This is a genomic window from Sinorhizobium chiapasense, from assembly GCF_036488675.1.
GTDB lineage: Bacteria > Pseudomonadota > Alphaproteobacteria > Rhizobiales > Rhizobiaceae > Sinorhizobium > Sinorhizobium chiapasense.
On record NZ_CP133148.1, the window covers coordinates 1338234 to 1362043 of the forward strand.

General features: G+C 61.0%; 21 protein-coding genes. 14 read left to right on the top strand and 7 right to left on the bottom strand.

Features of this window, described 5'->3' with window-relative positions:
- Positions 1-70 precede the first annotated feature (70 nt).
- From dusB to hflX, 9 genes are all read left to right on the top strand, one after another.
- Complete coding sequence (gene dusB, locus RB548_RS06485) at positions 71-1099, top strand: tRNA dihydrouridine synthase DusB (RefSeq protein ID WP_331374153.1); 1029 nt, start codon at positions 71-73, stop codon at positions 1097-1099.
- Positions 1096-2253, top strand: a complete 1158-nt coding sequence (locus RB548_RS06490; protein WP_331374154.1) for a two-component system sensor histidine kinase NtrB — start codon at positions 1096-1098, stop codon at positions 2251-2253. The genes dusB and RB548_RS06490 overlap by 4 nt, the downstream gene beginning before the upstream one ends.
- Positions 2250-3704, top strand: a complete 1455-nt coding sequence (ntrC, locus tag RB548_RS06495) for a nitrogen regulation protein NR(I) (RefSeq protein WP_331374155.1) — start codon at positions 2250-2252, stop codon at positions 3702-3704. Before RB548_RS06490 ends, ntrC begins: the two co-directional genes overlap by 4 nt.
- Positions 3705-3869: 165 nt before the next feature.
- Positions 3870-6185 (top strand): sensor histidine kinase NtrY-like, encoded by a 2316-nt coding sequence (locus tag RB548_RS06500; protein WP_331374156.1) that lies wholly within the window; start codon positions 3870-3872, stop codon positions 6183-6185.
- Positions 6175-7539 carry a two-component system response regulator NtrX gene (gene ntrX / locus RB548_RS06505; RefSeq protein ID WP_153442334.1) on the top strand — a complete coding sequence of 455 codons (1365 nt, stop codon included), beginning with the start codon at positions 6175-6177 and terminating at the stop codon, positions 7537-7539. Before RB548_RS06500 ends, ntrX begins: the two co-directional genes overlap by 11 nt.
- A gap of 167 nt (positions 7540-7706) precedes the next feature.
- On the top strand, positions 7707-9083 hold the full coding sequence (trkA, locus tag RB548_RS06510) for a Trk system potassium transporter TrkA (protein ID WP_331374157.1): 1377 nt from the start codon (positions 7707-7709) through the stop codon (positions 9081-9083).
- Positions 9084-9095: 12 nt separating this feature from the next.
- The gene (locus RB548_RS06515) at positions 9096-9959 is read left to right on the top strand and encodes a D-amino-acid transaminase (protein ID WP_331374158.1); all 864 of its coding nucleotides are present in this window, start codon (positions 9096-9098) and stop codon (positions 9957-9959) included.
- A gap of 110 nt (positions 9960-10069) precedes the next feature.
- Positions 10070-10312, top strand: coding sequence for an RNA chaperone Hfq (hfq, locus tag RB548_RS06520; RefSeq protein ID WP_003535434.1), 243 nt, complete (start codon positions 10070-10072; stop codon positions 10310-10312).
- Positions 10313-10318: 6 nt separating this feature from the next.
- Complete coding sequence (gene hflX / locus RB548_RS06525) at positions 10319-11716, top strand: GTPase HflX (protein ID WP_331374159.1); 1398 nt, start codon at positions 10319-10321, stop codon at positions 11714-11716.
- 24 nt (positions 11717-11740) lie between these two features.
- On the opposite strand, the gene mazG is transcribed toward hflX, so the two are convergent.
- Entirely contained in the window at positions 11741-12574 is an 834-nt protein-coding gene (mazG, locus tag RB548_RS06530) for a nucleoside triphosphate pyrophosphohydrolase (RefSeq protein ID WP_331374160.1), read from the bottom strand.
- 3 nt (positions 12575-12577) lie between these two features.
- Positions 12578-13165, bottom strand: a complete 588-nt coding sequence (locus RB548_RS06535; protein ID WP_331374161.1) for a nucleoside deaminase — start codon at positions 13163-13165, stop codon at positions 12578-12580.
- A 232-nt stretch (positions 13166-13397) separates the two neighbouring features.
- Between RB548_RS06535 and cysG the strand changes: the two genes are divergently transcribed.
- The 5 genes from cysG (at position 13398) to RB548_RS06560 (ending at position 18344) form a co-directional block, all read left to right on the top strand.
- Positions 13398-14852: a siroheme synthase CysG gene (cysG, locus tag RB548_RS06540; protein WP_331374162.1), complete on the top strand. Its 1455-nt coding sequence runs from the start codon at positions 13398-13400 to the stop codon at positions 14850-14852.
- 15 nt (positions 14853-14867) lie between these two features.
- A complete protein-coding gene (locus RB548_RS06545) occupies positions 14868-15182 on the top strand; it encodes a DUF2849 domain-containing protein (RefSeq protein WP_331374163.1) in 315 nt (104 codons plus the stop codon).
- A 14-nt stretch (positions 15183-15196) separates the two neighbouring features.
- Positions 15197-16870 carry a nitrite/sulfite reductase gene (locus RB548_RS06550; protein WP_331374164.1) on the top strand — a complete coding sequence of 558 codons (1674 nt, stop codon included), beginning with the start codon at positions 15197-15199 and terminating at the stop codon, positions 16868-16870.
- 15 nt (positions 16871-16885) lie between these two features.
- Entirely contained in the window at positions 16886-17386 is a 501-nt protein-coding gene (locus RB548_RS06555; protein ID WP_331374165.1) for a DUF934 domain-containing protein, read from the top strand.
- A 145-nt stretch (positions 17387-17531) separates the two neighbouring features.
- On the top strand, positions 17532-18344 hold the full coding sequence (locus tag RB548_RS06560) for a ferredoxin--NADP reductase (protein WP_331374166.1): 813 nt from the start codon (positions 17532-17534) through the stop codon (positions 18342-18344).
- A gap of 272 nt (positions 18345-18616) precedes the next feature.
- Here the strand turns inward: RB548_RS06560 and RB548_RS06565 are convergent, their stop codons facing one another.
- The 5 genes from RB548_RS06565 to RB548_RS06585 form a co-directional block, all read right to left on the bottom strand.
- Positions 18617-19234, bottom strand: coding sequence for a GntR family transcriptional regulator (locus tag RB548_RS06565; RefSeq protein WP_331374900.1), 618 nt, complete (start codon positions 19232-19234; stop codon positions 18617-18619).
- Positions 19235-19506: 272 nt separating this feature from the next.
- On the bottom strand, positions 19507-20283 hold the full coding sequence (locus RB548_RS06570; RefSeq protein ID WP_331374167.1) for an amino acid ABC transporter ATP-binding protein: 777 nt from the start codon (positions 20281-20283) through the stop codon (positions 19507-19509).
- A gap of 13 nt (positions 20284-20296) precedes the next feature.
- Positions 20297-21451 carry an amino acid ABC transporter permease gene (locus tag RB548_RS06575; RefSeq protein ID WP_331374168.1) on the bottom strand — a complete coding sequence of 385 codons (1155 nt, stop codon included), beginning with the start codon at positions 21449-21451 and terminating at the stop codon, positions 20297-20299.
- 4 nt (positions 21452-21455) lie between these two features.
- Positions 21456-22649, bottom strand: coding sequence for an amino acid ABC transporter permease (locus RB548_RS06580; RefSeq protein ID WP_331374169.1), 1194 nt, complete (start codon positions 22647-22649; stop codon positions 21456-21458).
- Between the two features lie 92 nt (positions 22650-22741).
- The gene (locus RB548_RS06585) at positions 22742-23767 is read right to left on the bottom strand and encodes an amino acid ABC transporter substrate-binding protein (protein WP_331374170.1); all 1026 of its coding nucleotides are present in this window, start codon (positions 23765-23767) and stop codon (positions 22742-22744) included.
- Positions 23768-23810 lie beyond the last annotated feature (43 nt).

Below are 23810 nucleotides of genomic sequence, written 5' to 3' on the forward strand. Positions count from 1 at the left end.
AATTTTGTCGGGGGCGTGGAAATCGCTTGGCAAGCCGAATAACAATGTCTAAAAATAGTGCAAGAAGAACATGTGCCTGAAAGATATGCATTTGCCACCATCGGCCCTGTCATCGTCGCTCCGGATTGGGAAAGTTGAAATCCGCAACCGGGTGGCGCTCGCGCCGATGTCGGGGGTGACCGATTTGCCTTTCCGTATGCTCGCCTGGCGTTTCGGCGCCGGATTTGTGGTGACGGAAATGGTCGCCAGTCGCGAACTGGTCTGTAACGCCACCGAATCCTGGGCGCGGCTGAAGAATTCCGGCATCGAGCCGCATATCGTCCAGCTCGCAGGCCGAGAGGCGCACTGGATGGCGGAAGCCGCAAGGATCGTCGAGGCGAATGGTGCTGACATTATCGACATCAATATGGGCTGCCCAGCCAAGAAAGTGACCGGTGGCTATTCCGGTTCGGCACTGATGCGGGACCCCGATCATGCCTTGTCGCTTATCGAGGCGACCGTCGGGGCCGTTTCCGTGCCGGTAACGCTGAAGATGCGGCTCGGATGGGATGAAAATTCAATCAATGCTCCATTGATCGCGCGAAGGGCTGAAGAGGCGGGTGTGCAGGCCATCACCATCCACGGACGCACCCGGATGCAATTTTACAGTGGCAAAGCGGACTGGGACGCGATCCGTGCGGTTCGTGACGTCATCTCGGTCCCTCTGATCGCCAACGGCGACGTCGATACCGTGGCGGATGCCACGGAAATCCTGCGCCGGTCGGGTGCCGACGCCGTCATGGTGGGGCGGTCATCGCAGGGGCGGCCATGGCACGCCGGTGTTCTTGCTGGCGCTCGTCTTCATCCCGATGCGTTGGAGATCGCGCGGATTTTCGCCGAGCACTACGACATGATGCTCGAATTCTATGGGCCTCAGATTGGCCTTCGGCACGCTCGCAAGCATGTCGGCTGGTACACCGAGCGTTTCGCGCCGAACCTCTCGTCCGCGGACAAGGCGGCGATCCTGACGTCCACCGATCCGGCTCTGGTCAGCGATCGGGCCGCTGCCGCGATCGCGAATTGCGACGTCGCACCGGTCAAGGAGGAGTTGGCGGCATGACGGACAAGGCAACGGCGATAGAGCCGACGGGCGATGCGAACGACCTTTCCATGGCGGTGCTGAACGCGATCCAGAACCCCGTCATCCTGGTCGATGAAAATGGCCTTGTGGCCTTCGCCAATTGGGAGGCCGAGTCCTTCTTCGGCGCCAGCGCCAATCATCTCGCCCGTCACAATATCAGCGCCTTCATTCCATTCGGCAGTCCGCTTCTGACTTTGATCGATCAGGTTCGCGAGCGGCGGGCACCTGTCAACGAATACCGCGTCGATCTGAGTTCGCCGCGTCTCGGCGCCGACAAGCTTGTCGATCTTTATGTCGCGCCGGTTCTTTCCACGCCAGGATCTGTGGTCATCGTCTTCCAGGAACGCTCGATGGCCGACAAGATCGACCGGCAACTGACCCATCGAGGCGCTGCGCGATCGGTGACCGGTCTCGCCTCGATGTTGGCGCACGAGATCAAGAACCCGCTTTCCGGCATTCGCGGTGCCGCGCAACTTCTCGAGACGTCGGTCAATGACGAGGACCGGGCCCTGACGCGGCTGATCTGCGACGAGACGGACCGCATCGTATCGCTCGTCGACCGTATGGAGGTCTTCTCTGACGAAAGGCCTGTCGATCGCGTACCGCTCAATATTCATTCCGTACTCGATCACGTGAAGGCGATCGCCAGGGCTGGCTTTGCCCGCGGGATCAAGGTTTCGGAGAACTATGACCCGTCGCTGCCGCCGGTCTACGCCAATCGCGACCAGCTCGTTCAGGTATTCCTCAATCTGATCAAGAATGCCGCCGAGGCGATCGGTGATCGGGCGGACGGCGAGATCATGCTGACGACGGCCTATCGCCCCGGCATTCGCCTTTCTGTTGCCGGCACCCGCGAAAAGATCTCGTTGCCGCTGGAGTTCTGTGTGCACGACAACGGACCCGGCGTTCCCTCGGACCTGCTGCCGCACCTTTTCGACCCCTTCATTACAACGAAGACGAATGGCTCGGGCCTCGGTCTGGCACTGGTCGCCAAGATCATTGGCGGCCACGGGGGCATTGTCGAGTGCGACAGCCAGCACAGCCGCACTACCTTCCGTGTTCTGATGCCGGCGTCCAAGGGACCCGCGGCGGATGACGACGAAATTCCGATGACAAAAGGAAACATTGCATGACGGGCGCTACGATTCTCGTCGCGGATGACGATGCCGCCATTCGCACCGTGCTCAACCAGGCCTTGAGCCGCGCCGGCTATGATGTGCGCATCACCTCCAATGCGGCGACGCTGTGGCGCTGGATTGCCGCCGGCGACGGCGATCTCGTCGTGACTGACGTCGTGATGCCGGACGAGAACGCCTTCGATCTCCTGCCACGGATCAAGAAGGCGAGGCCGGATCTGCCCGTGCTCGTGATGAGCGCGCAGAACACGTTCATGACGGCCATCAAGGCGTCCGAAAAGGGAGCCTACGACTACCTGCCGAAGCCCTTCGACCTAACGGAACTGATCGGCATCATCGGCCGGGCGCTCGCCGAGCCGAAGCGCCGTCCCTCCAGGATCGACGATGATTCGCAGGACGGGATGCCGCTTGTTGGTCGCTCGGCTGCAATGCAGGAAATCTACCGCGTGCTCGCGCGGCTGATGCAGACGGACCTGACATTGATGATCACCGGAGAATCGGGAACCGGCAAGGAACTGGTCGCGCGAGCATTGCACGACTACGGCAAGCGCAGGAATGGCCCCTTCGTTGCGATCAACATGGCGGCGATCCCTCGCGACCTTATCGAATCGGAGCTGTTCGGCCACGAGAAGGGTGCCTTTACCGGCGCCCAGACGCGCTCGACCGGCCGTTTCGAGCAGGCCGAAGGTGGGACGCTCTTCCTCGATGAAATCGGCGACATGCCGATGGATGCCCAAACCAGGCTCCTGCGCGTGTTGCAGCAGGGCGAGTATACAACCGTTGGCGGGCGGACGCCGATCCGTTCGGACGTGCGGATCGTCGCCGCGACGAACAAGGACCTGAAACAGTCGATCAATCAGGGGCTTTTCCGCGAAGACCTCTACTATCGCTTGAACGTCGTGCCGCTGCGCTTGCCGCCGCTCAGGGACCGGGCGGAAGATATCCCCGATCTTGTCCGCCATTTCGTCCAGCAGGCCGAAAAGGAAGGGCTCGACGTCAAGCGTTTCGACCAGGAAGCACTGGAACTGATGAAGACGCATCCGTGGCCCGGCAATGTGCGAGAGCTCGAAAATCTCGTGCGGAGACTGACGGCGCTTTATCCCCAGGACGTGATCACCAAGGAAATCATCGAGAACGAGTTACGCTCCGAGACTCCCGACAGCCCGATCGAGAGGTCGGCGAACCGCTCCGGTTCGATGTCGATCTCGCAGGCGGTCGAAGAGAACATGAGGCAGTATTTTGCCAGTTTCGGCGATGCCCTGCCGCCATCGGGCCTCTATGATCGGGTACTCGCCGAGATGGAGTATCCGTTGATCCTCGCAGCCCTGACGGCGACCCGAGGCAATCAGATCAAGGCCGCCGATCTTCTCGGCCTCAACCGAAACACACTGCGCAAGAAGATTCGCGAACTCGGTGTCTCCGTGTACCGCAGTTCACGCAGTGCTTGACTGAGATGCAACACCGTTGCATTTTCGCCACAATGCGTTGCTTGAACGTCCAATAGCGTCGATTCGTTGTGTTGTCATTGGAGGCGACCCAACCGGTTGAGGCACGCCGATGCTGTTTGGGGTTGGGCGTTACGGTCAGTTTCTTTGACCCGGGAAAGTTCGCATATGCCGGTGCCGTCGGGCGCCGGTTTGGGGGAAGCGTTTTACATGGTGGACGGAATGGCCCTGCCATTGGGCACAGAGGACAGGGTCGCAACTGTCCAGGATCGGCGGGCGTCCTTCGCCCTGCCTGGATTGATGCTCGCCACCGGCGCGCTGATCTGTGCCACCTTGTCGCTGCTCGTTCTCCTCGGCCTCACCCCCATTCGGCCGGAACGAAACATCGTCATCGCCTGCGCGGGCATCAACGGCGTCTTCGTCGTGGGCCTGATCTACCTGATCGCACGCGAAATCCTCAGACTGCTGAGGGCGCGCAGCAAGGGAAGGGCGGCAGCACGGCTGCATGTGCGCATCGTCGCGCTGTTTTCGATCGTCGCGATAACGCCGGCGATTCTGGTGGCAATCTTTGCCAGCATTACGCTCGATGTCGGGCTCGATCGCTGGTTCTCGCTGCGCACACAGGCGATTGTTCGCTCGTCGCTGAACGTTGCGCAGGCCTACGTGCTCGAGAACGCCAGCTACCTGCAAGGCCAGACAGTGTCGATGGCCAACGATCTCGAGCGCAACCGTCAACTCTACAGCCTCGATCGCACGGGCTTCACCGAATTGATGACGCGCCAGGCGAGGGGGCGCGGCATGCTTGGCGCCTTCCTGGTACGCGCCGACGGCAGCGCCATCCTTCAGGCGAATATCTCGACCGAGAAACCGCTGCCGGCTATTCCGGCCGATGCCCTCAAAAGCACCGTTTCCGGCCAGCCGACGCTTATTCCTCCCGGTGTGACAAACCTCGTCGGCGCCGTCATTCCGCTCGACAATATACCCGGAACGTACCTCTACACGGTCCGCAACGTCGATCCCGAAGTGATGCGTTCGATGCGGCTGATGGAGGAGAACACGGCCGAATACAAGGCGCTGGAAGCGGGCCGCACCTCGCTTCAGATCGCCTTCGGCGTCCTTTATATCGGCTTTGCTCTCATCGTCCTGCTGGCGGCGATCTGGACGGCGATAGCGGTTGCCGATCGCATCGTGCGGCCGATCCGGCAACTGATCGGCGCCGCGGACAGCGTTGCCTCCGGCAATCTCGATGTGGTCGTTCCTGTGCGTGCCGTCGACGGCGACGTGGGCAACCTGTCGCGCACCTTCAACAAGATGGTCAGCGAGATCCGTACGCAACAGGAGCAGATCCTCGTGGCGAAGGACGAAGTGGACCAGCGCCGCCGCTTTATCGAGGCGGTGCTTTCGGGCGTCACCGCGGCCGTCATCGGCGTCGGCAAGGACCGTCGCATCACCATTGCCAATCCCTCGTCGGAAGAGTTTCTGCGGAAGGCCGCGCCGGGACTGCTGGGCGCTAGCCTCAGCGAGGTTGCGCCGGAGATCGATGCCGTGCTGGTCGAGGCTGAAAGCCGGTATCGTAACGATTACCGCAAGCAGATCAACATCATGCGCGGCGGAACCGAGCGCACCCTGAACGTCCAGGTGACGAGGGAGGAGGGCGATGAGTCGCACGGTTCCTACGTCATCACCATCGACGATATCACCGATCTGGTGATTGCGCAGCGGTCGACCGCATGGGCCGACGTGGCCCGCCGCATCGCGCACGAGATCAAGAATCCGTTGACACCGATCCAGCTTTCGGCGGAGCGCTTGAGGCGCCGCTATGGCAAGCAGATCGACCAGCAGGACAGGGCCGTCTTCGACCAGTGCACCGATACTATCGTGCGCCAGGTCGAAGATATCGGCCGGATGGTCGACGAATTTTCCGCCTTTGCGCGGATGCCGAAGCCGACGAAAGAAAAATCCGATCTGCGATCGATCCTCAAGGATGCCGTTTTCCTGCGCGAGATGGGCAACAATCACATCACCTTCGTTCGCGATTTCGGCGACGAGCCGCTCGAAGGCCAATTCGACGGCCGCATGCTCGGCCAGGCTTTCGGCAACATCGTCAAGAATGCGGTGGAGGCGATCGAGGCTGTCCCTGCCGGAGCGTCGCGGGGGGCGCCGACAATCGCCGTCCGTTCCCGTCGCGACGGCGCTTCCGGCCGTTTCGTTGTCGACGTCATCGATAACGGCAAGGGGCTGCCGACCGAGAACCGGCACAGAATTCTGGAGCCATACATGACGATGCGCGAAAAGGGCACCGGTCTCGGTCTCGCAATCGTCAAGAAAATCATCGAGGACCATGGCGGACAATTGGAACTGCACGACGCACCGGTGGATTTCGACGGCGGCGTCGGGGCAATGATCCGCGTGATCCTGCCGCCTGCCGGGGAAACCGGGGGCGAAGGTACTGTAAAGGACAAGGGTAATACCAATGGCGGCTGATATTCTGGTTGTGGACGACGAGGAGGACATCCGGGAGATCGTCTCGGGGATCCTGTCGGACGAAGGTCATGAGACCCGGACGGCTTTCGATAGCGACAGTGCGCTTGCGGCGATCAACGATCGCGTGCCGCGATTGGTTTTCCTCGACATCTGGATGCAGGGCAGCCGTCTTGACGGACTGGCGCTGCTCGACGAGATCAAGAGCCGCCATCCCGATCTGCCGGTGGTAATGATTTCCGGTCACGGCAACATCGAGACGGCCGTTTCCGCCATCAAGCGCGGCGCTTACGATTTTATCGAGAAGCCGTTCAAGGCGGACCGGCTGATTCTCATCGCCGAACGGGCTCTGGAGAATTCCAAGCTGAAGCGCGAAGTCTCGGAATTGAAGAAGAAGTCCGGCGACCCGGTGGAACTCATCGGAACGTCCGTCGCCGTGTCGCAGTTGCGCCAGACGATCGAAAAGGTGGCGCCTACGAACAGCCGGATCATGATCCAGGGGCCTTCGGGTTCCGGCAAGGAACTCGTCGCGCGCATGATCCACCGCAAATCCACGCGTGCCTCCGGCCCGTTCGTCGCGCTCAACGCCGCGGCGATCACCCCGGATCGCATGGAGGTCGCGCTTTTCGGCACGGAGGGCACGCCTGGCCAACCGCGCCGCACGGGCGCGCTGGAAGAGGCCCATGGCGGCATTCTCTATCTCGACGAAATCGGCGAAATGCCGCGGGAAACGCAAAACAAGATCCTGCGCGTGCTGGTCGACCAGCAGTTCGAGCGCGTCGGCGGTTCGAAGCGCGTCAAGGTGGATGTGCGCATCATCTCCTCGACCGCCTACAATCTCGAGAATATGATTTCCGAAGGCCTGTTCCGCGAGGACCTGTTCCACCGGCTCGCGGTGATTCCGGTGCGTGTCCCGGCGCTTGCGGAACGGCGTGAGGACATTCCCTTCCTTGTGGATATGTTCATGCGCCAGGTGAGCGAGCAGGCCGGCATCCGCCCGCGCAAGATCGGCGAGGACGCGCTCGCCGTCCTGCAGGCGCATGACTGGCCGGGCAATATCCGCCAGTTGCGCAACAACATCGAACGTCTGATGATTCTCGCCCGCAGCGACGGCCCTGACACGCCGATCACTGCCGACATGCTGCCGACCGAGGTTGGCGACACGCTGCCCAAGATTTCCGCACAGGGCGACCAGCACATCATGACCTTGCCGCTGCGCGAGGCCCGCGAAATGTTCGAGCGCGATTATCTGATCGCCCAGATCAACCGATTCGGCGGAAACATCTCGCGTACGGCGGAGTTCGTCGGCATGGAACGTTCCGCGCTTCATCGCAAGCTGAAGTCGCTGGGCGTCTGATCCGGAGCGGCTTGCGGCGGTTTTTGCCGCTACAGCGCGGCGCGTCCAATCGGACGTGCAAACGCCGCTGTAGCACTTAGAATCGCTGCATGATTCTGTCCTTAAATCGGTTCCGATTTAAGGAATCACGCAGTAGCCGCTGCAGCGTGTGGGATGAAGGAACGGCGATGAAAGTGGTCATATGCGGCGCAGGACAGGTCGGCTACGGCATTGCCGAGCGCCTGTCGCAGGAAAACAACGACGTCTCGGTGATCGATACGTCCGCCGCACTGATCGCCCATATCACCGAAACCTTGGATGTGCGCGGCTATGTCGGCCACGGTGCGCATCCGGATGTTTTGGCGAAAGCCGGTGCCGATCAGGCTGACATGATCATCGCCGTGACGCTTTTCGACGAGGTCAATATCGTCGCCTGCGAGGTCGCGCACGCGATCTTCAACGTGCCGACAAAGGTTGCTCGGATCCGCGCACAAAACTATCTCGCACCGGAATATTCGGACCTTTTCTCGCGGGAGAATGTCCCGATCGACGTGACGATTTCGCCCGAGATCGAGGTTGGGCGTCTTGTTCTTCGGCGCATTTCCTTTCCGGGCGCGACCGACGTGGTCCGCTTCGCCGAAGACCGCATTGCGATGGTCGCGATCGAGTGCATGGAAGACTGCCCGGTCGTCGACACGCCGCTACAGCAGCTGAGCGAGCTTTTTCCGGACCTTCTGGCGACCGTTACGGGCATCTTCCGGAACGGAAAGCTCATCGTCCCCCACTCCTCCGATCAATTGCAGACGGGCGATCTCGCCTATGTCGTCTGCGATCGGGATCATACCCGCCGCACGCTGGGGCTGTTCGGACATGAGGAGCAGGAGGCGCGACGGATCATCATCATGGGCGGCGGCAATATCGGCTATTTCGTCGCGCGCATGATAGAGGAGCAGCAGCCCCGCATGCGCGTCAAACTCATTGAGAACGATCGCGACCGAGCGGTGCTTCTGGCCGACAAGCTCAGCAACACGGTCGTCTTGAACGGTTCGGCGATGGACCAGCGGATCCTGATGCAGGCGGATGTTCAGGAAGCCGATCTCGTGGTCGCCCTCACCAACAATGATCAGATCAACATTCTCGGCAGCATGATGGCGAAGCGCCTGGGCGCGAAGTCGACCCTGGTCCTGATCAACGAGCCGGCCTACCAGGGTTTCGCCGGCACGGCCGGTGTCGACGCGTATATCAACCCCCGGGCAGTGACCATCTCCCGCGTCCTGCAGCATGTCAGGAAGGGCCGCATCCGGTCGGTCTATGCGGTGCAGAACGGCATGGCGGAAGTGATCGAGGCCGAAGCGCTCGAGACGTCGCCGCTGGTTGGAAAGGCCTTGCGCGAGCTTGAACTGCCGGACGGCATCCGCATCGGTGCGCTCTATCGCGACAGGACTTTCATTCGGCCTGACGGCACTACGAGGATAAAGGCGAGGGATCGCGTCGTTCTTTTTGCAGCCGCCGACGCCGTGCGCCACGTCGAACAGCTTTTCCGAGTCAGTATCCAATATTTCTGAGGTCTCGCCCCAATGCCGAGAATTGCCTATGTCAATGGCGCTTACGTGCCGCATTCAGAAGCTGCCGTTCACGTCGAGGACCGCGGCTACCAGTTCGCGGACGGCGTCTACGAAGTTTGCGAGGTCCGGCACGGCTTTATCGTGGACCTCAGCCGGCATTTGAACCGCCTCGACCGATCCTTGAGGGAACTGCAGATCGGCTGGCCGATGAGCCGCGCGGCGTTGACCCACGTCATTCGCGAGGTGTTGCGCAGGAACCGGGTGCGCAACGGGCTTTTTTACCTGCAGGTGACCCGCGGCGTGGCGCGCCGCGACCATGCCTTCCCGGCAAAGGACACACCACCGTCGCTTGTCGTTACGGCCAAGCGGACGGATGCCGCCGCAATCGCGAAGAAGAATGCCGAAGGGATCGCGGCGATAACGGTGCCGGAAAATCGTTGGGATCGGGTCGACATCAAGTCGGTCGGTCTTCTGCCGAACGTGCTCGCACGCCAGAAGGCGAGGGAAGTCGGAGCCCAAGAGGCGATTTTCGTCGATGCCGACGGTCTCGTTAAAGAGGGGGCGGCGACGAATGTCTGGATCGTCGATGGCGACGGCACCCTGCGCACTCGTCCGGCGGAACATGGCATTCTACGGGGCATAACCCGGAGGACGCTGATGGACGTGGCGAAGCCGCTTGGCCTGAAGATCGAGGAAAAGCCATTCTCGGTGGAGGAGATGCTAACGGCACGCGAAGTGTTCGTTACCGCGGCGACCAGCATCTGCTTTCCCGTCGTCTCCATTGACGGAAAGACGATCGGCAATGGTCATCCGGGAAGCATAGCACAGAATATTCGCGAAGCCTTTTTCGACATTGCGGAAAAGACATTGATTTGATACCAAACTTGGAGAGGCGTCGGGGACGGATACTGTGACGCTTCGAAACGCAGAATTTGACAAAATGCACCGGCGTCAAAAAGGCCGGCAAATAAGAAAGAAGCGGCGCGATGGCGGAACGTTCTCAAAACTTGCAGGATCTCTTTCTCAATACGGTCCGCAAGCAAAAGATTTCATTGACCATTTTCCTGATTAACGGCGTCAAATTGACGGGTGTGGTCACATCTTTTGACAATTTCTGTGTATTGCTGCGCCGCGACGGCCACTCTCAGCTCGTCTACAAGCACGCCATCTCGACGATCATGCCGGGTCAGCCCTTGCAGATGTTCGAGAATGAGGAAGCCGCATCCTGACGGGACGTGAGGACCATTACCAAGCGTGATTCAAAATCGTCGTCGATCATCCCGGAGCTGGAACGGCTCCGTGATGACATGCGCGCGGTCGTCGTCGTTCCGGTCCTGAAGAAGACCGGAAAGCCAGCGGCCGAGATTCTGGCTGTGCCAGTGACGCGCTCCGACGAAAGCCGTCTGGAAGAGGCCACGGGCCTCGCGCTTGCCATCGATCTCGACGTCGTGCACGGAACGATCGTTCCGGTCGCCCAGCCGAAGCCCGGCACCTTGCTGGGCAGTGGCAAGATCGAGGAGATCGGCCATATCCTGAACGAAAAGGATGCCGGGCTCGTGATCGTCGATCATCCCCTGACCCCGGTGCAGCAGCGCAACCTCGAGAAGGAATGGAACGCCAAGGTCATCGACCGGACGGGCCTCATTTTGGAAATCTTCGGGCGGCGCGCCTCCACCAAGGAAGGCACGCTTCAGGTCGATCGCGCGCATCTCAACTATCAGAAGGGCAGACTGGTCAGAAGCTGGACCCACCTTGAGCGCCAGCGCGGCGGTGCGGGCTTCATGGGCGGTCCCGGTGAAACGCAGATCGAGGCCGACCGCCGCCTGCTGCAGGAGAAGATTGTTCGGCTGGAGCGCGAATTGGAGCAGGTGCGGCGCACCCGGCAGCTTCATCGTTCGAAGCGCAAGAAGGTGCCGCACCCGATCGTGGCGTTGGTCGGCTACACGAACGCCGGCAAATCGACGCTCTTCAACCGGATGACCGGCGCCGGCGTGTTGGCCGAGGACATGCTTTTCGCAACGCTCGATCCGACGCTCAGGCGTCTCAAGCTGCCGCATGGCCGAATGGTCATTCTTTCCGACACGGTCGGTTTCATCTCTGATTTGCCGACCCACCTTGTCGCGGCCTTCCGGGCGACACTTGAAGAAGTGCTCGAAGCGGACCTGATTCTGCACGTGCGCGACCTTTCCGATGCGGACAACCAGGCACAGGCGAGCGACGTATTGCGCATCCTTGCTGATCTTGGCATTGACGAGAAGGAAGGCGCTGCGCGCATCGTCGAGGTCTGGAACAAGATCGATAAGCTCGAGCCGGAGGTGCGCGAGGCGCTCGTGAAGAAGGCGGCAAGCACGCCGAATACGGTCGCCGCTTCTGCGGTGACCGGCGAGGGCGTCGATCACCTGCTCGCCGAGATCGGCCGCCGTCTTTCGGGTGTCTTGACCGAGTGCACGGTCGTACTCGGCCTCGACCAACTGCAACTGTTGCCCTGGGTCTATGAGCACTCGATCGTCGACGGCCGAGAGGACCTTGAAGACGGAAGGGTCAGCCTTGACCTGCGCCTGACCGAGGGCGAGGCTGCAGAGCTTGAACGGCGGCTCGGCAACGGACCGAAACCGGTCGAAGAGGACTGGTAAGGAAGCTGACGCACCGGCATCCCGTTACGTCAGCTGGCGCTCGATGGCCTTTGCTGCCTGCCAGAGTTCCTCCATGCGCTCCAGCGAGGCGGCGTCAAGCGTCTCGCCACCTGCTTCCAGCTCCTGTTCGATATGGCCGAAGCGGCGGCGGAACTTGGTATTGGTGCCGCGGAGCGCCATTTCCGGATCGGTGCCGACATGGCGGCCGATATTGACGACGGCGAAGAACAGATCGCCGAGCTCGTCGGCGACCTTTCGCTGGTCGCCATCCTTGAGCGCCTGCCGCAGTTCGGTGATCTCCTCCTCGATCTTGTCGAGGATCGGCTCGGGCTTCGACCAGTCGAAGCCGACTTTTGCCGCGCGTTCCTGCAGCTTGAGCGCTTCGACCAGGGCCGGAAAGCTGCGTTGCACGGAACCGAGGTGGCCGGCATCGGGATCCTGCGGCAGACCTCGCCGCATCCGCCGCTGCCGCCGGTCCGCCTTTTCCGCTCGCTTGATCTCATCCCACTGCAGCTTGACCGCCTCGGGCGTATCGGCGTCGGAGCGGGCGAAGACGTGCGGATGGCGACGGATCATCTTGCGGGTCACGGCTTCGACGACATCGCCGAACGAGAACTCGCCGGCTTCTTCCGCCATGCGGGCGTGAAAGACCACCTGGAGCAGAAGGTCACCGAGTTCGTCGCAGAGATCGTCCATGTCGTGGCGCTCGATCGCGTCGGCGACCTCGTAGGCTTCTTCGATCGTGTAGGGCTTTATCGTCTCGAAGGTCTGGACGATGTCCCAAGGGCAGCCCGTGTCCGGCTGGCGGAGCGCCACCATGATGTCGAGCAGGCGTTGAATGTCGCGAGAAGGTTCCATGGCTCAGTTCAGCGGTATGGCGTTCTGGTCCTTGCCGGCCTGATAGTCCTCAGACAGGCGGTGATAGCGCTCGCGGATACGAGCGTCCTGCGCGGCGAGTCTTTCCTTGGTCTGTGGGTCGGCGTCGCGCGTCAGTGCCGCTATCGACGCCGATTTCCAGAAGGCGTTTTCCTGTGCATAGCCGCCCGGCTCCAGCCGGAAGACCTCCTTCAGGATCTTCAGGTCGTGAGGGATAGAGAAGCTATCGCGCGAATCCTCGTGGCTGAAGAAATAGTAGAAATTGTCGAACCCCGCCCAGGTGATCGCGGAGAGACACATCGAGCAGGGCTCATGGGTCGAGAGAAAGATGAGCTCCCGCGTATCGGACTTGTCGGACATCTCGTAAAAGCGCTTGAGCGTATGGACTTCGCCGTGCCACAGCGGATTTTCCGTCTCGTTGTTGGTTTCGGCAAGCACCAGCGAAAGATCGGACTTGCGCAGGATCGCCGCGCCGAACACCTTGTTGCCGGCAGCAACACCCTTTTCGGTCAGCGGCAGGATATCGTCTTCGATTACCGTCAAGAGGCGTTCGGCCAATTCCGACTGTTTCATCTTCTCTGCTCCCCGCGAATATCGCCGGCATTTAACGGAGGTCGGCCCCCCGGCGCAATGGCCGAGCCCGGCCCGCAGCGCCCGTGTGTCGCCGGAGATATTTACTCAAAATGGCTGACTGTCGAGCAAAACAATACGTGGCCGGAAAAGCATTGAAATTTCTGTTTCTTCAATTGTTGCCGGCTATGGGAGATATTCGCCGCAGCCTGTAGAAGGAGCCGTTCTCTCAGTGATGTCGCAGCAACTGTCCTTTTTCCCGACATTCTTTAGCGTCGCGCAGAAGCGTGTGGCGGTGTTCGGCAATGGGGACGAGGCTTTCGCGAAGGTGCGGCTGCTTCTGAATACTGAGGCGCGCATCGTCGTATACGCGGATGCGCCGGAGAATGCCTTCGAGAAATTCCTCACGGCCAACGGCCTCGAGACCATCCGAGAAACCTTTGCCGCGCATCAGGTTGAGGGCGCCGTCCTGGTGTTTGCGGCGACTGGCGATGCATCTGCCGACCGGGCGATCGTCAGCGCCGCGCGGGAGCGAAAGATCCCCGCGAATGCCGTCGATCAGCCGGACTATTGCGATTTCCTGACGCCGGCACTCGTGAACCGGGCTCCGGTCGCCGTGGCGATCGGAACCGAAGGGGCCGGCCCCGTTCTGGCGCAGATGATTCGCGCCCAGATCGATCAATTGCTCTCCCCGTCGCTTGGCATGGTCGCGTCCCTGGCAGCGAACTATCGTGATGCGGTCGAGCGACTTGTGCCGCGCGGTGTTGCGCGCCGCGTCTTCTGGCGGCGTTTCTTTTCGGGGCCGGTCGCCGATCAGGTTGCGCTTGGCGATGTCGCCGCGGCGCGCCGCGAGGCGTCGCGGCTGCTCGATGGCGCGGGTAGCGTTCCTGGCCACGTCTGGTTGGTCGGCGCTGGTCCGGGTGCGGAGGATTTGCTGACGCTTCGCGCGCAGCGCGTGATGATGGAGGCCGATGCGATCGTCTACGATGCGCTCGTGCCGCAGGCGATCGTCGATATGGGGCGCCGCGATGCCGAGCGCCTTTCGGTCGGCAAGCGCAAGGGCTGCCACACTAAATCGCAGGACGAAATCAATCAGTTGCTGGTGAAGCTCGCCGGCGAGGGCAAGCGTGTCGTGCGGCTGAAATCCGGCGACCCGCTGATCTTCGGTCGAGCCGGCGAGGAAATGGCTGCCCTGCGGGACGCCGGGATCAGCTATGAGATCGTCCCCGGCATCACCTCTGCATTTGCGGCGGCAGCAGACTTCGAGCTGCCGCTGACGCTTCGTGGTGTCGCGTCGTCGCTGGTCTTCACGACCGGACATGACCTTGCAGGTGATGTGCTGCCCGACTGGGCGCGGCTTGCCGTGTCGGGTGCAACAATTGCAGTCTATATGGGGCGTAGCGTCGCCGCTTCGGTTGCCGGGCGGCTCATGCAGGCGGGCCTGCCTCCGGAGACGACTGTGGCCGTGGTCGAGAACGCCAGCCGCGCCGAACGGCGGCTGTTGCACGGAATTCTGCGTGACCTGCCGGACCTCGAGACCCGCACTGAACTCGACGGCCCCGTCATGGTGATCATTGGTGATGCGGTTGCGGGTGCAAATTTCGGCCGGTCGGAGCCGCTTGCTGCCGGGCGGCGGCAGGGCACTGGGGCCAGGGATGCTTCTGGCGCTGAACGCGCCGAACAGATTTGATTGAGGATGACGCGAATGGTGGACAAGGTCTTGACGGCAAACCGACTGGCGGATGGCATATCCGTCTGGCTCGACGCCTCCGGCAATTGGGTGGAGTCGCTACAGGAGGCCTTCGTCGCGCGCCATGCCGAGGCCGTCGCGGCGCTTGAAGCGACTGGAAGGCGCTCCTTCGACGAGAATAAAGTGGTAGACGTCAACGTTATCGACGTCGAGGAAGTCGATGGCACGCTTCGCCCGGTGCGCATGCGCGAGCGCATCCGCGCCGAAGGCCCGTCGATCGCCTATGCTCCGGGATATCGTGGGCTTTCCGGCCCGAAAGTTGCTGCCTGAGGACCTGACACCCTATGTACCGTTACGACGAATTCGATCACGCCTTCGTTTCTGCACGCGTCGAGCAGTTCCGCGATCAGGTCCAGCGGCGGCTGTCCGGTGAACTGGCCGAGGATGCCTTCAAGCCGCTGCGCCTGATGAACGGCGTCTATCTGCAACTGCATGCCTATATGCTCCGCGTTGCCATTCCCTATGGCACGCTGTCGAGCCGGCAGATGCGGATGCTCGCTCATATCGCCCGCAAATATGACCGCGGCTATGGGCATTTCACCACACGCCAGAACATCCAGTACAACTGGCCTCGTCTTTCCGACACGCCAGACATCCTCGAGGAACTGGCAAGCGTCGAAATGCACGCGCTGCAGACCTCGGGCAACTGCATTCGCAACGTGACGGCGGATCACTTTTCCGGCGCGGCTGTCGACGAGGTTGCCGACCCGCGCCCCTACGCGGAGATTCTTCGTCAGTGGTCGAGTGTGCACCCGGAATTCTCGTTCCTGCCGCGCAAGTTTAAGATCGCCGTGACCGGTGCCGAGCGCGACCGTGCGGCGATCCAGGTGCACGATATCGGCTTGCACCTGAAAAAGGACGAGCAGGGTAGGCTGGGCTTTGCCGTCTATGTGGGTGGTGGGCAGGGCAGGACCCCGCTGATCGCCAAGAAGATCCGCGACTTCCTGCCCGAAGAGGACCTGCTCTCGTACACGACGGCGATCATGCGCGTTTACAACCTCTATGGCCGCCGCGACAACAAATACAAGGCGCGCATCAAGATTCTGGTGCATGAAACCGGTGCCGAGGAGCTTGCTCGCCAGGTGGAGATCGAGTTCGCCAAGCTCAAGGACACCGAGCTGAAGCTGCCGGATGCCGACATCCAGGCGATTTCTGCCTATTTTGCGCCGGCAGCCCTACCGAACCGCCCGGAAGGCTGGGGCAATCTCGCGCGATGGAAGAAAGCCGATCCGGAGTTCGCGCGCTGGGTTCACCAGAACGTGCAGCCGCACAAGCATCCGGACTACGGCATGGTGACCATTTCGCTGAAGCCGATCGGCGGTATCCCGGGCGATGCGAGCGACGCACAGATGGATGCGGTCGCGGACATCGCCGAGGAATACGCGTTCGACGAAATCCGCGTCAGCCACGAGCAGAACCTGATCCTGCCGCATGTGGCGCTCGCCGACCTGGAGCCGGTCTACCGCGCGCTCGTCGCAGCGGGTCTCGCGACGGCCAATGCCGGGCTGATCACCGATATCATCGCCTGCCCGGGGCTCGACTATTGCGCGCTCGCCAATGCGCGTTCGATCCCGGTCGCTCAGGAGATCTCGAACCGTTTCGGCTCGCCCGAGCGGCAGGCCGAGATCGGGGAACTCAAGATCAAAATCTCCGGTTGCATCAATGCCTGCGGACACCATCACGTCGGCCATATCGGCCTCTTGGGCGTCGAGAAGAAGGGTGCGGAGCTCTACCAGATCACGCTTGGCGGCTCTGGAGACGAGAACACGTCGATCGGGGAAATCATCGGCCGCGGTTTCGAGCCGGAAACAGTCACCGATGCCGTCGAAACGATCGTCGATACTTATCTTGGCCTGCGCCGGGACAAGACGGAGACCTTCCTGGAGGCTTATCGCCGGGTTGGACCACAGCCGTTCAAGGATGCGCTCTACGGCGGCAGTGCTCAGGAAGCCGCTTGAGGCAGGGACGAGAACATGACGAAAATTTGGAAAGAAACCGGCTTTGTGAACGATGATCCCTGGGTCGTCGAGACGGAGGAAGCCAAGGCCGGGTCGAACGAAAAGGCGATACTCGGTCTGGACGCCTTCATCGACGTGGTCTCCACCAGCGACGCGCGTGAGCTAGGCGTATTGATCGCGCCCGCCGACGACGTCACGCGGTTGGCGCCACACCTCGATCGGATCGCCCTTGTCGCCGTTGCGTTTCCGGCTTTCAATGACGGTCGCGCCTTCAGCCACGCGTCGCTGCTTCGTTCGCGGCTTGGCTTCGAAGGGGAAGTCCGGGCGGTCGGCGATGTACTGATCGACCAGATCCCGCTGATGCTGCGTTGTGGTATCGGGAGTTTCGCGGTGACGAATGCGACGGCGATCAAGCGGCTCTCGGATGGCCGCTTGCCCGGCATCGCCAATCACTATCAGCCGACTGCCAGGCCATCTTCGGACGCCAAATCCTACAGTTGGCGGCGCGTTTCTTAAAAAAGACGCACCCGCGACAGTGTGAAGCAAGCCGAAATCTTCGAAAGCGACTATATTTGGAAGGGATTTCCTTTCAATCGAGTGCGGCTTGGAATATCCGCTCATACTTGATAGACAGGGTCACCATTACAGGACTGTAGCCACGATGAATGCTCCGGCAAAAACGGAAGATTTCGCGATCCAGGCACCGGCAGGTGTCTTTGTCGAGACGGTCACGAGTGTTGCGCACTATACGGACCGGCTCTTCCGTTTCCGTATGACGCGTCCCCAGGAGTTTCGTTTCCGCTCCGGCGAATTCGCGATGATTGGCCTGATGGTCGGTGACAAGCCCGTCTATCGCGCCTATTCGGTTGCGAGCCCGGCATGGGACGAGGAACTCGAGTTCTTCTCGATCAAGGTTCCGGACGGTCCGTTGACGTCGCACCTGCAGAAGATCAAGCCGGGCGATCAGGTCCTGATGCGCAAGAAGCCGACCGGCACGCTCGTGCTCGACGCGCTGGTCCCCGGCCGCAGGCTTTACATGTTCTCGACCGGTACCGGCATTGCCCCCTTTGCGAGCCTCATCCGCGACCCAGAGACATACGAAAAGTTCGAGGAAGTCATTCTTACGCATACCTGCCGTGACGTGGCGGAGCTGAAATACGGCTTCGACCTCATGGACGAGATTCGCAATCATGAGTTCCTGAACGAGATTGTCGGCGGCAAGCTTCGCCACTATGCGACGGTGACGCGCGAGGACTATCCGTTCAAGGGCCGGATCACCGACCTGATGACCAACGGTAAGTTCTTTGCGGATCTGGGTCTCCCGCCGCTTGATCCGGCGATCGATCGCGGCATGATCTGCGGCTCCACGGCAATGCTGAAGGACACCAAGGAAATTCTGGAAGCTGCCGGCTTGACGGAAGGTGCGAACAACAAACCTGCCGAATTTGTCATCGAGCGCGCATTCGTCGGCTGACGTCGTGGCTGCTGAGATATCGTATCAACAAAGAGGCGTGTCTCCGGATGCGCCTCTCTTCGTTTGTGCCCCCGGGGTTCACGTCCGTGGGGCCGCGCGCTGCAAGGGTGATCTGAAACTGTTGCCAGCGCGCGATGTCGGGGTCCTCATGGATCACCTCAAGAGCGCTGCGGCGCCGCGCAGCCGGGCGGCCGCCAAAATCGGTCTTCGGCCAGCATATGCGGGGCTGAAGATCGGCGGCCTGTTGTCGAAGGCTTGAGCCGTAGACGACATCAAGCCTTCGCCAGATAATCCATCAATCCGCACATAGCATCAGCGGCGCCGTCGCCGTCCGCCGCCTGAATCGCGCGCATCACCCTGACGTGGCGCTCTACCGATGCCTTCATTTTTTCCGGTGCGGCCGACGCGAACCATATGCGGCGCGCGTGGGTCTGCAACGGTGCGAGCGCCGCCGTCAAAAATCGGTTCGGACAGGCGTCTTCCATGATCTCGTCGAACATCTTGTCGGCGACGAGGAAACCCTCCATGTCCCCTTGATCCGAACACGTTGTCATCGCCCACTCGCAGCCGTTGATCGCCTGGCGAATCTCGGGGGACGCGTTCTGTGCCACAAGGGCGGCTGCCAGCGGCTCCAGCCGTTGGCGCGTCTCCATCACATGGGCACGATCCTCCGGCCGGATCGTCGTGATCTGCAGTCCCACTCGAGCACGAATGTCGATGAGCCCTTGCCAGGCCAGTTTTTGGATCGCTTCTCGGACGGGGGTGCGGCCATGCTCGGCAAGTTCGATGAGTTGGCGCTCGGTAACGAGTGATCCGGGCTTGAGCTTCAGCGTGACGATGAGGCGTTCGAGCGCGAGATAGGCGAGGTGGGCCTGGGACTGGACTAGCATATGCATCCCGCAGTTTCTGATATATCAGAGATTGGCACAGATTGGAAAGGGTAGCAAGCAAGCTGATATATCAGAGCCGAGGAGGCCTCTGGCGCGGAGTATTTCCGGCAGTAATCACCAAATTCACGCCCGAAGGCAAGTTCGACAGAGCGGAGATGGCGTGCCTTGCGCTGCAGTCCGACGCCCATGGCGAGGGCCGTGTGGCGACAATGAAACGAGAACGGCCCGCCAGGTGTTGGCGGGCCGTTCTCGTTCGACTCATATCGTCGATGTCAGTGCAGGATCTGACTCAGGAACAGCTTGGTGCGCTCGTGCTGCGGATGGTCGAAGAATTCGGCCGGCGAGTTCTGTTCGACGATCTGGCCCTGGTCCATGAAGATCACGCGGTTGGCGACCTGACGCGCAAAGCCCATTTCATGGGTCACGCAGAGCATCGTCATGCCTTCCTCGGCGAGGCCGACCATGGTGTCCAGCACTTCCTTGATCATTTCCGGGTCGAGCGCCGAAGTCGGCTCGTCGAAAAGCATGATCTTCGGATTCATGCACAGCGAGCGTGCAATCGCCACACGCTGCTGCTGACCGCCCGAAAGCTGGCCAGGATACTTGTGTGCCTGCTCGGGAATCTTGACGCGTCTGAGGAAATGCATCGCGATTTCCTCGGCCTGTTTCTTCGGCATCTTGCGCACCCAGATCGGTGCAAGCGTGCAGTTTTCGAGGATCGTCAGATGCGGAAACAGGTTGAAGTGCTGGAAAACCATGCCGACTTCCCGGCGCACTTCATCGATCTTTTTCAGGTCGTTGGTGAGTTCGATTCCATCGACGACGATCTTGCCCTTCTGGTGCTCCTCAAGGCGATTGATGCAGCGAATCATCGTCGATTTGCCGGAGCCCGACGGGCCGGCAATGACGATGCGCTCGCCGCGCATCACCTTGAGATTGATGTCGCGCAACACGTGGAAGTCACCGTACCACTTGTTCATGTTGGTAATTTCAATCGCAACATCCGTGGTGGACACGGTCATTTTCGACGCGGCGGCAGTGTTTGCCATTTGTTTCCCCTTTTTATCGTTGGCTCTTGTCGAGCACGCGTTCCATGAAGCCTGAATAGCGCGACATGCCGAAGCAGAAAAGCCAGAATACGAAGCCTGCGAAGATTAGACCCGTCAGCGGTGTTACAGCGCTCGACCAGTTTGTATCGGCAAAGTTCAGTTTGACGATCCCAAGCAAGTCGAACATGCCGATGATCGAGACGAGCGACGTGTCCTTGAACAGGCCGATGAAGGTGTTGACGATGCCGGGAATCACCAGCTTCAGCGCCTGCGGCAGAATGATGAGGTTCATCTTCTGCCAATAGCTGAGGCCGAGCGAATCGGCACCCTCGAATTGACCCTTCGGAATGGCCTGCAGGCCGCCGCGCACGACTTCCGCCATGTAGGCGGACGCGAAGAGCGACACACCGATGAGCGCGCGCAGGAACTTGTCGAAGGTGACGCCCTGCGGCAGGAACAGCGGCAGCATCACGCTTGCCATGAACAGAACCGTAATCAGCGGAACGCCGCGCACCATTTCGATGAAGGCGGTGCAGAGCATCTTGATCACCGGCATGTTGGATCGCCGCCCGAGCGCGAGCAGAATGCCCAACGGCAGTGATACCGCAATCCCGACAAACGAGAGCGCGAGGGTGACCATGAGGCCACCCCACAGCGGTGTCTCGACGTGCGCGAGGCCAAGCCAGCCGCCGGGCAGCAGGATGGTGGCGATGATCGGCAGGACGACCAGCAGCAGAACAGCGTTCAACCCCTTGTAGGGAACCTTCGGGATCAGCATCGGCACTAGGAACAGCACGAAAAGTATGCCGACGAGCGCCGGGCGCCACCGTTCATCGAGCGGATAGCGACCGAAGACGAACTGTCCGAACTTGGCATTGACGAAAGCCCAGCAGGCACCGCTCCAATCTTCCGGCTGCGAGCCGCCTTGCGCAAGGGTGGCGCAGACACCGCGACCGCCGCCCGTCCAGGCCGCGTCAATGAAGAGCCACTTAATCGCCGGCGGCACCAGCCATGCCAGGATGAGCAGGCTGATGATCGTCAGGATCGTGTCCTTCGGCGTGGCGAAGAGGTTCTTCCTGAGCCAAAGCGCAATGCCGGTCTCCAGCGCCGGGGCGGGTGAGGCTTCGACCATCGAAGCGCGAACGAAACTTGCTTCGTGTGTGCTCATGATCTCACCTCTCCACCAGCGCCATACGGGCGTTGTACCAGTTCATGAACAGCGACGTCGCAAGGCTCAAGCTGAGATAGACGATGAGCCAGATGCTGACCACTTCGATAGACTGTCCGGTCTGGTTGAGGATCGTACCGCCGACGGCGACGAGATCCGCATAGCCGACGGCAACCGCCAACGAAGAGTTCTTGGTGAGGTTGAGATACTGACTGGTCAATGGCGGGATGATGATCCGCATTGCCTGCGGCACGATGACGAGCCGCGTTGTCAGCCTCGGGCGGATGCCAAGTGCATGGGCCGCTTCTGTCTGCCCCTTTGAAACGCCGCGGATCCCGGCCCGCACGATCTCGGCGATGAAGGCAGCGGTGTAGAAGGACAGAGCGAGGTAAAGGGCCATGAATTCCGGCCCGACGACAGAGCCGCCCGTCAGGTTGAATTTGCCCGCAATCGGGACGTCGAACGTGAGCGGTGCGCCGGTGGCGAGGAACGTGACCAGCGGCAGGCCGATGACCAACCCGAGCACCGTCCACAACACCGGAAAGCGCTGCCCGGTCGCTGCTTGTCGCTGCCTGGCATACCGCGCGACGAGAAAGCTCGCAGCAACAGCAATAAGGAACGCGAGGATCGTATATTGAGACCCTTCTCCGAGGATGGGTCTCGGGAAGGCCACGCCGCGATTGCTCACAAAGATATTGAGGGGCAGGGCGAGCGCGTCCCGCGCCTGCGGCAGGATCGCCAGAACGCCGCTGTACCAGAAGAAGATGACAAGCAGCGGCGGGATGTTGCGGAACACCTCGACATAGGCAAGCGACAGCTTGGCGATGATCCAGTTGTGCGAAAGGCGTCCGATGCCGACGACGAAGCCGATGATCGTCGCGGTGACGATACCGGTAATCGCCACCAGCAGTGTGTTGACGAAACCGACAACCAGTGCGCGGCCGTAACTGGAATCGCTCGTGAAGGCGATCAGCGACTGTCCGACATCGAACCCCGACCGGCTGTTCAGGAAGCCGTAGCCGGATGCGATATTTGCACGCCTCAGGTTCTCGACCGTGTTATCGACGATCCAGTAGACGAGAGCCGCGAGTATGATGATGGTGATCGCCTGGTAGAATATTCCGCGCACCTGAGGATCGTTGATGATCGATCCCGAGGATTTGCTTTTGTCAGGCGCATTCGTGACGCCAATGGCCATGCAATGCCTCTTTCCCCAATCCGCCCTTGCCGGGCGTTCTTATTCTTAAAACGGAGGAGCGGCTTGCCACTCCTCCGAGATCGTGAGAGCGATCAGCGAACCGGCGGAGCGTACTGGATGCCGCCCTTGTTCCAGAGCGCGTTCAGGCCGCGCTCGATCTTCAGCGGGCTGCCGGCGCCGATGTTGCGATCGAAGATTTCGCCGTAGTTGCCGACGGCCTTGATGACGTTGACGGCCCACTCGTTGGTGAGGCCGAGGTCTGTACCGATCTTGCTGTCGGCTTCGACGCCGAGGAAGCGCTGTACGTCAGGGTTGGTCGACTTCTTCATTTCTTCGACGTTCGCCTGGGTGACGCCGAATTCCTCGGCCTGTAACAGCGCGAAGTGAACCCAGCTCACGATATCGAACCACTGGTCGTCACCCTGGCGGACGGCCGGGCCAAGCGGCTCCTTGGAGATGATTTCCGGCAGGATCACGTGATCGTCCGGCTTCGAGAGCGTCAGGCGCAGTGCATACAGACCGGACTGGTCGGTCGTGTAGACGTCGCAACGGCCCGCGTCATAAGCCGCGTCCACCTCTTCGAGCTTCTCGAAGACCACCGGATTGTACTGCAGGTTGTTCGACTTGAAGTAGTCGGCGAGGTTCAACTCGGTCGTCGTGCCGGTCTGGACGCAGACGGCGGCGCCGGAGAGTTCGAGCGCGGACTTCACGTTGAGTTCCTTGCGCACCATGAAGCCCTGGCCGTCGTAATAGTTGACCGGGCGGAAGTTGAAGCCGAGCGCCGTGTCGCGGTTGATCGTCCAGGTCGTGTTGCGCGCCAGGAGGTCGACTTCGCCGGACTGCAGCGCCGGGAAACGCTCCTTTGCGGAGGTCGGCGTGTACTTCACCTTGCTGCCGTCACCAAAAACGGCCGCCGCGATCGCCTTGCAATAATCTACGTCGAAACCAGCCCAGTTACCCGAAGCATCGGGTGCGGCGAAGCCGGCGAGACCCGTGTTCACGCCGCACTGGACGAAGCCCTTGGCCTTCACGTCATCAAGGGTTGCCGCAGATGCCGCATTTGCGCCAATCCCCATGACAGCAGCGCCAACAAGGGCTGTCAGAATTCTTCTTGCCATTTTTTTGAACCTTTTCGGTTGTCGTTTGTTCCCGTCTGCACAG

Bases quoted from the DNA above. Each gene is read 5' to 3' on its own strand.
- dusB (WP_331374153.1), top strand. From the start codon at position 71: ATGTGCCTGAAAGATATGCATTTGCCACCATCGGCCCTGTCATCGTCG.
- RB548_RS06490 (WP_331374154.1), top strand. From the start codon at position 1,096: ATGACGGACAAGGCAACGGCGATAGAGCCGACGGGCGATGCGAACGAC.
- ntrC (WP_331374155.1), top strand. From the start codon at position 2,250: ATGACGGGCGCTACGATTCTCGTCGCGGATGACGATGCCGCCATTCGC.
- RB548_RS06500 (WP_331374156.1), top strand. From the start codon at position 3,870: ATGCCGGTGCCGTCGGGCGCCGGTTTGGGGGAAGCGTTTTACATGGTG.
- ntrX (WP_153442334.1), top strand. From the start codon at position 6,175: ATGGCGGCTGATATTCTGGTTGTGGACGACGAGGAGGACATCCGGGAG.
- trkA (WP_331374157.1), top strand. From the start codon at position 7,707: ATGAAAGTGGTCATATGCGGCGCAGGACAGGTCGGCTACGGCATTGCC.
- RB548_RS06515 (WP_331374158.1), top strand. From the start codon at position 9,096: ATGCCGAGAATTGCCTATGTCAATGGCGCTTACGTGCCGCATTCAGAA.
- hfq (WP_003535434.1), top strand. From the start codon at position 10,070: ATGGCGGAACGTTCTCAAAACTTGCAGGATCTCTTTCTCAATACGGTC.
- mazG (WP_331374160.1), bottom strand. From the start codon at position 12,574: ATGGAACCTTCTCGCGACATTCAACGCCTGCTCGACATCATGGTGGCG.
- RB548_RS06535 (WP_331374161.1), bottom strand. From the start codon at position 13,165: ATGAAACAGTCGGAATTGGCCGAACGCCTCTTGACGGTAATCGAAGAC.
- cysG (WP_331374162.1), top strand. From the start codon at position 13,398: ATGTCGCAGCAACTGTCCTTTTTCCCGACATTCTTTAGCGTCGCGCAG.
- RB548_RS06545 (WP_331374163.1), top strand. From the start codon at position 14,868: ATGGTGGACAAGGTCTTGACGGCAAACCGACTGGCGGATGGCATATCC.
- RB548_RS06550 (WP_331374164.1), top strand. From the start codon at position 15,197: ATGTACCGTTACGACGAATTCGATCACGCCTTCGTTTCTGCACGCGTC.
- RB548_RS06555 (WP_331374165.1), top strand. From the start codon at position 16,886: ATGACGAAAATTTGGAAAGAAACCGGCTTTGTGAACGATGATCCCTGG.
- RB548_RS06560 (WP_331374166.1), top strand. From the start codon at position 17,532: ATGAATGCTCCGGCAAAAACGGAAGATTTCGCGATCCAGGCACCGGCA.
- RB548_RS06565 (WP_331374900.1), bottom strand. From the start codon at position 19,234: ATGCTAGTCCAGTCCCAGGCCCACCTCGCCTATCTCGCGCTCGAACGC.
- RB548_RS06570 (WP_331374167.1), bottom strand. From the start codon at position 20,283: ATGGCAAACACTGCCGCCGCGTCGAAAATGACCGTGTCCACCACGGAT.
- RB548_RS06575 (WP_331374168.1), bottom strand. From the start codon at position 21,451: ATGAGCACACACGAAGCAAGTTTCGTTCGCGCTTCGATGGTCGAAGCC.
- RB548_RS06580 (WP_331374169.1), bottom strand. From the start codon at position 22,649: ATGGCCATTGGCGTCACGAATGCGCCTGACAAAAGCAAATCCTCGGGA.
- RB548_RS06585 (WP_331374170.1), bottom strand. From the start codon at position 23,767: ATGGCAAGAAGAATTCTGACAGCCCTTGTTGGCGCTGCTGTCATGGGG.